General features: G+C 35.6%; 6 protein-coding genes and 1 pseudogene. 6 read left to right on the forward strand and 1 reads right to left on the reverse strand.

Translation table 11 applies throughout. The features are described from left to right. Nucleotides 1–498 (forward strand): annotated as a pseudogene (locus OZD63_RS03830) (hypothetical protein); the annotation flags it as partial. Here OZD63_RS03830 and plsY read toward each other — a convergent pair. Continuing rightward, nucleotides 493–1065 carry a glycerol-3-phosphate 1-O-acyltransferase PlsY gene (gene plsY, locus OZD63_RS03835; protein WP_007548744.1) on the reverse strand — a complete coding sequence of 191 codons (573 nt, stop codon included), beginning with the start codon at nt 1063–1065 and terminating at the stop codon, nt 493–495. The pseudogene OZD63_RS03830 and the gene plsY sit on opposite strands and share 6 nt — an antisense overlap. A 243-nt stretch (nt 1066–1308) precedes the next feature. On the opposite strand from plsY, the gene OZD63_RS03840 reads away from it, so the two are divergent. From OZD63_RS03840 to OZD63_RS03860, 5 genes are all read left to right on the forward strand, one after another. Beyond that, complete coding sequence (locus OZD63_RS03840; RefSeq protein ID WP_015589313.1) at nt 1309–2091, forward strand: MlaE family ABC transporter permease; 783 nt, start codon at nt 1309–1311, stop codon at nt 2089–2091. Next, nucleotides 2084–2785 (forward strand): ABC transporter ATP-binding protein, encoded by a 702-nt coding sequence (locus OZD63_RS03845; RefSeq protein WP_274980087.1) that lies wholly within the window; start codon nt 2084–2086, stop codon nt 2783–2785. The genes OZD63_RS03840 and OZD63_RS03845 overlap by 8 nt, the downstream gene beginning before the upstream one ends. A gap of 320 nt (nt 2786–3105) precedes the next feature. Then, nucleotides 3106–3603, forward strand: a complete 498-nt coding sequence (locus tag OZD63_RS03850; RefSeq protein ID WP_274980086.1) for a hypothetical protein — start codon at nt 3106–3108, stop codon at nt 3601–3603. 82 nt (nt 3604–3685) lie between these two features. Beyond that, a complete protein-coding gene (dxr, locus tag OZD63_RS03855) occupies nt 3686–4849 on the forward strand; it encodes a 1-deoxy-D-xylulose-5-phosphate reductoisomerase (protein WP_274980085.1) in 1164 nt (387 codons plus the stop codon). Between the two features lie 290 nt (nt 4850–5139). Further along, the coding region (locus tag OZD63_RS03860) for an Rpn family recombination-promoting nuclease/putative transposase (protein ID WP_275008168.1) at nt 5140–5797 on the forward strand (658 nt) is incomplete at its 3' end.

Consider the following 5797-nt stretch of genomic DNA (forward strand, 5'->3'; position numbering starts at 1 on the left):
TTCTTAGAGCTATTAAATCGAGATCTACTCGAGACAGATTTTTCTCTCAAGGATTCATCTTTGGATGGAGCTAAAAGAATAGCTAACAAAATAATAATAGGAGAAGTTGAGAAATTTAGGTCAGAAGCTGCTGAAAAGGCTAGGGAAGTTAACTCTATAGAAGTTCAAGTGGATGTTACATTGCGGGGTCTGTCAACCTTGCCGCGAGAAAAGAAGTGTTGCATTGCATATAGCAGACTAAGTGGCCAGTATGAAGGTGATGAGAGAGAGATAATGGAGAACATCTTACTAAAAAAATTAGAGATAACGAAAAAAGAAATGAATAAGATGCTAGAAGAGAATGATATACGTAAACTAAAATTAGCACTTGATGATGCATGTAAGAAAAGTGGAAAAAACATGGAAGAAATGATAAAAGAAGTAGAAGAAGTAGTCTCAAGTCGTTTCTCGCGTGAAGTATCTGTTAGTAATATAGCAACAGAGTCAGCACACTTATAAAAATTTATTTTCCTTACCTTGCAGAAGATTCACAATATTTCTGTGGTGTTTTAGGAAGACCAGTGCTCCTATAATTAGTAATGTTAAGAACAAATTCCTCTGAAAAAAAAAGGACCATGCTACAGCCGTTGAAGTAGCACTGAGTGAAGCAAGGGAAGAGTATCTAAAGGCAAGAAAGACTATTATCCAAATTATTACGAATACTAAAGTAATATCAATGTTAAATGCTATCAGTATCCCTAGAGTGGTTGCAACGCCCTTTCCTCCACTGAATTTTAGCCAAATAGGAAACATGTGTCCTAAAACTGCTAAAATTGCAGATACATATATATAAAAATCGTTATTATCACAAAATTGTTGTGCTATATAAACGGCAATAAATCCCTTGAAGGAATCCAGAAATAATGCCAAAGCAGCAAGAAATTTATTTCCCGTCCTTGCAACGTTTGTAGCACCAATGTTTCCTGAACCTACTTCTCTTAAGTTTATCCCTTTTATTCTTGTAATAATTAAGCTAAACGGTATTGAACCGAGTATGTAGGATAGTGTAAGGACTATAACTAACACAGGTAAAATTTACTGATTAATAATCGCAAAATTTCGTCATCCCGCTGCTTGTTAGCGGGATCTATGCTGAGATACCGCGGCGGTATGACGTAGGGAACCCTTTCTTGGGTTAGCTATATGAGCTTTAAATTAAAATATCAAGTATGTTGAACTTAAAACATATCTCAGCTATACTTTGCGATAAAGTTAATAAAAATTTTAATAAAATCAGTAAGACTAACCTCTAGCTAAAATGAATACAAAGTGAGCTTTTTTGATATAAATAGTGTTAGAATAATTGGTAGGTACTTTATCAATTTTTTGTTAAGGCTTGGTAGTGCATTCATATTTTTTATTCAATCTCTATACCACTGCCTTGTGCCACCATATTATTTTAGCAACATAGCAAGACAAATTATAGAGATAGGCTTTTTCTCTCTGCCAATTGTTGGGCTCACTGGAGTTTTTATAGGAGCGGCAATAGTTTTACAAAGTAGCTTGAGTGACCCATTAATTAACCAAGAACAGATAATACCCAAACTTGTTACGATCACTATCATTAAAGAGTTAGGACCAGTTTTGATCAGCTTAATAATGGTAGGAAAGGTTGGATCATCAGTTGCAGCAGAAATTGGTACAATGCGCATCACCGAGCAAATAGATGCACTTACAACCTTGAACATCAACCCTTTTAAATATTTAATTGCACCAAGGATTTTAGCGTCAATCATAGTATTTCCCATACTTACAGTATGTGCAGATTTAATAGGAATATTTGGAGGATGTATCACTGCAGTCTTCGAATTTAACCACAATTTAAATATATACATTAAACACACAGCTCAGTTCTTTAATACGTATGATTTTATAACTGGGCTAATAAAAGCAACTGTATTTGGCGCCATAATTTCTGTCTCAAGCTGCTATTACGGTTACCATTGCAAAGAAGGTGCACGAGGAGTAGGTGTTGCTACAACATCAACTGTTGTTTTATCGTCCATACTGATCATTTTAGCAAACTACATGATTACTTTGATACATGCGTAACCCCATAATATCAATATTGAACTTAAGCTTATCTTTTGATGATAGGACAGTACTAAAAGATCTAAATTTTGATATATTAAAAGGGGAATCATTAGTCATACTTGGTGGCTCAGGAAGCGGCAAATCTGTATTAACAAAAACAATTATCGGCTTGCTTGCTCCAGACTCAGGGTCTGTTAAAATAAATAGTAAAAGCAAAAATAAATTTGGGGTTTTATTTCAAAATTCCGCTTTATTTGACTACGTTACAGTGTGGGAAAATATATCTTTTAATTATAAAAAGCGCTTTAATATCAGCAAAAAAGAGGCAAAACAGCTAGCAATCGAGAAGTTAAGTGATGTTGGACTGGAGGGAAGCATAGCAGATATGTTTCCAATAGAGCTATCAGGTGGAATGAAAAAAAGAGTGGCACTTGCAAGGGCGATTGCACACAATCCAGAAATCATTATTTTGGATGAACCAACTTCAGGATTGGACCCAATTATGTCAGATATAGTAAACGAGATAATAATAAAATTGTCTAGAGATCTTAACCCTACAATTATCACGATTACACATGATATTCATAGCGCATTTAAAATAGCTGATAAAATAGCAGTATTATATGAAGGGGAGATCATTTCCCATGGAACTGTTCAGGAAATACAAAATACTAATAACGAATATATAAAAAAATTCATTCATTATATATAGCTAAAGATATATACACTATTGCTAACAGTCATATTTTTAAGTTTTAACTTTGTAAAAGGTAGTGGACATTGGAATTCAGATTTTTTTCAAACTGGATCCTATAGCTAACACGTCATACCGCGATTCATTCGCGGTATCTCGGCATAGATTCCGCTAACTAGTAGCGGAATGACGAATTTGTCGTTTTTCAAATTGTCGTAAGTCAGTTTAGCTATATATAGGATGACAGAAATTGTTTGTATTAGCTATATTCAAAAGCTCTATTGATATTTTGCAATATTTGTGATAAAATAATAGCTTAAGGTTGAGAGTAAAAATTTATGAGTGAAGCTCAAGGTCCAAATATTGCAGAATGGCAAGCGCAGCAGCAACACCAAGAGGCTGCTGGTGAGAAAAGTGGTTTTGGTCTTGGTCATAGTGACTCTGTTTCAACAGTCGTGGATGGAATGAAATGGTTGTTCAACTTTCATGAAGGAGCAATTGCTGCTTATAGTAACGTGTTTGAAGGTTTGGTGAGTGGTAGTAGTCTAGTAACGCTGTTTGGAAAATCAGGTAATATGTTTGGCATAAAATTTCTTGAAGGCCTTGCAGAATATTTTTCAGGTGGAGGTGGGGAAGATATGCCATCAGAAGGAATGGATATGGCTCATGGTGATGAGGGACCTCACTCAGATGATTACCCTCATGCCAATAATGAAATGGCTCATAATGCTGGTGGTTTGCAAGACATGCATGATGCAGGTGATCACCATGGTCAATCTTTTTCACCTGGTCCTTCACCATCTGTTGGTGATGACCACGGGCATGAACTTGGTTAAACGCTTAAAAACTGCTGAATAGTATGCGAGAAGGCCTAATAAGAAAAGTTGCTGTTGTTATAATTAACATGAGTTTGTCTTAGTGAAAAAGGTTTCAGTTTTAGGGTCAACAGGAAGTGTTGGAAAAAGGACTGTAGATTTGCTCTCAAAGAGAAAAGAAGAATACCAAGTGGAAGCACTAAGTGCCCATTCGAACTTTGCTCTACTGGTACACCAAGCAAAACTGCTAAATGCAAAATATGTTGCTATCTCCGATGAAAGGTTTTACAAAGATTTGAAAGAAAGTTTACTTGGTACAGATGTAAAAATAGCAATTGGTGCTACAAATATTGCTACCATACCTGTTGATCTCTCAGTTGTTGCAATAGTTGGCATTGCAGGCCTTGGGCCAGTTATGGAAGTTATAGAAAGCGGTACCAAAGTCATTGCATTGGCAAACAAAGAAAGCATTGTTTGCGGTGGAAAGTTATTACTCAAAAAAGCTAAAGAAAAAAATGTACAAATAATCCCTATTGACTCTGAGCACAATGCAATTTTTCAAATTTTGCAAAATGACGACAAATGCGTAGAAAAGATCATACTTACTGCTTCTGGTGGACCATTCTTAAATTATAGCCTTGAGCAATTAAGAAATATCATGGTAGATCAGGCGCTTAGTCACCCCACTTGGAATATGGGAAAGAAAATCTCGGTTGATAGCGCAACAATGATGAATAAGGCACTAGAGATAATAGAAGCACATAACTTGTTTAACATCAGCCCGGATAAAATTGAAGCAATAGTGCATCCTGAGTCAATAGTACATGGAATTGTAACTTATAAGGATGGGTTCAACTTTGCTGTGCTTGCAGAAACTGACATGGCAATTCCTATTTCATATGCTCTATCTTGGCCGGAAAGATCAGCTTTAAATCGTAAATTAGATTTAACAAAGCAAGGAAAATTGACCTTTCAAGAACCAGACCATAAGCGTTTTCCTGCGCTAAAGCTTAGCATGGCAGTGTTAAACTCTTCTGCTCCACAAACAAACAGTATTGTGCTCAATGCTGCAAATGAAATAGCTGTTAATGAATTTTTGAAGTCACGAATCGGCTTTTTAAAAATAGTAGAGGTAGTGGAATCAACAATGGAAAGTTTTGGTAGTTATACTGATATTAATTCACTATCTGATATAATAAATATTGATTATGGAAGTCGTATTATTGCTAATAAAGTTGTTGAAAGTAAAGTTGTTGCGTATAGCTAGAGTAATGTAACCAGACTGTATTCTGTGATTTTTTTTAGCAAAGCACGATGCACAATCGTCATTCCGCTACTAGTTAGCGGAATCTATGCCGAGATACCGCGAATGAATCGCGGTATGACGGTTCGCGGTGGTATGACGGTTAAGTAATTCGTCATCCCGCTGCTTGTTAGCGGGATCTAGAGATACCGCGGCGGTATGACGGTTCGCGGCGGCATAGCTATCTTCAAAAATATGGTTGAATAATTGTTAATAATAGTGTATAATTATTAATATTTTTAAGCACTTTGGCTATGGCTTTATCTAAGTTTCTCGACCCTAAGCTGGATTTAACCTTTAAAAGAATCTTTGGCACTGAAAAAAATAAGAATATTCTCATACATTTTTTGAATGATATTTTAGGGTTTACCGAGATAAATACTATACAAGAAGTGGAATTCCTCAGTACTATAATGGATCCTGAAATTGCCTCTGATAAGCAAAGTATAGTTGATGTTCTTTGCAGGGACTCTAGTGGGGCTAGGTATGTGATTGAAATGCAGCTCACTCGCGATAAAGGCTTCGAAAAACGAGCTCAATTATATGCTGCTAAGGCTTACTCAAGGCAAGCTGATAAATCTGGTAAGTACATTGATTTAAAGAAGGTTTTCTTTATTGCTATCTCTAATTGTAATTTATTTCCTGATAAGCTTGATTATATATCCAGCCACACTATAAGAGATGAGAAAACCAATGAGCATGACTTAAAAGATTTTCAATTTGTATTTATTGAACTACCTAAATTTCCTAAGAATAAGGAAGAACAGCTAGAAAGCATAGTGGATCGTTGGTTATTTTTCTTCAAATATGCAGATGAAACTACGGAAGAAGACTTAAGGAAAATAGCAGAAAAAGCACCAATAATAAAGTTAGCCTACGATGAATTAGACAGGTTTAGCTGGAATGAAAAAG

This window comes from Wolbachia endosymbiont of Drosophila leontia (genome assembly GCF_028981785.1).
Lineage (GTDB): Bacteria > Pseudomonadota > Alphaproteobacteria > Rickettsiales > Anaplasmataceae > Wolbachia > Wolbachia pipientis.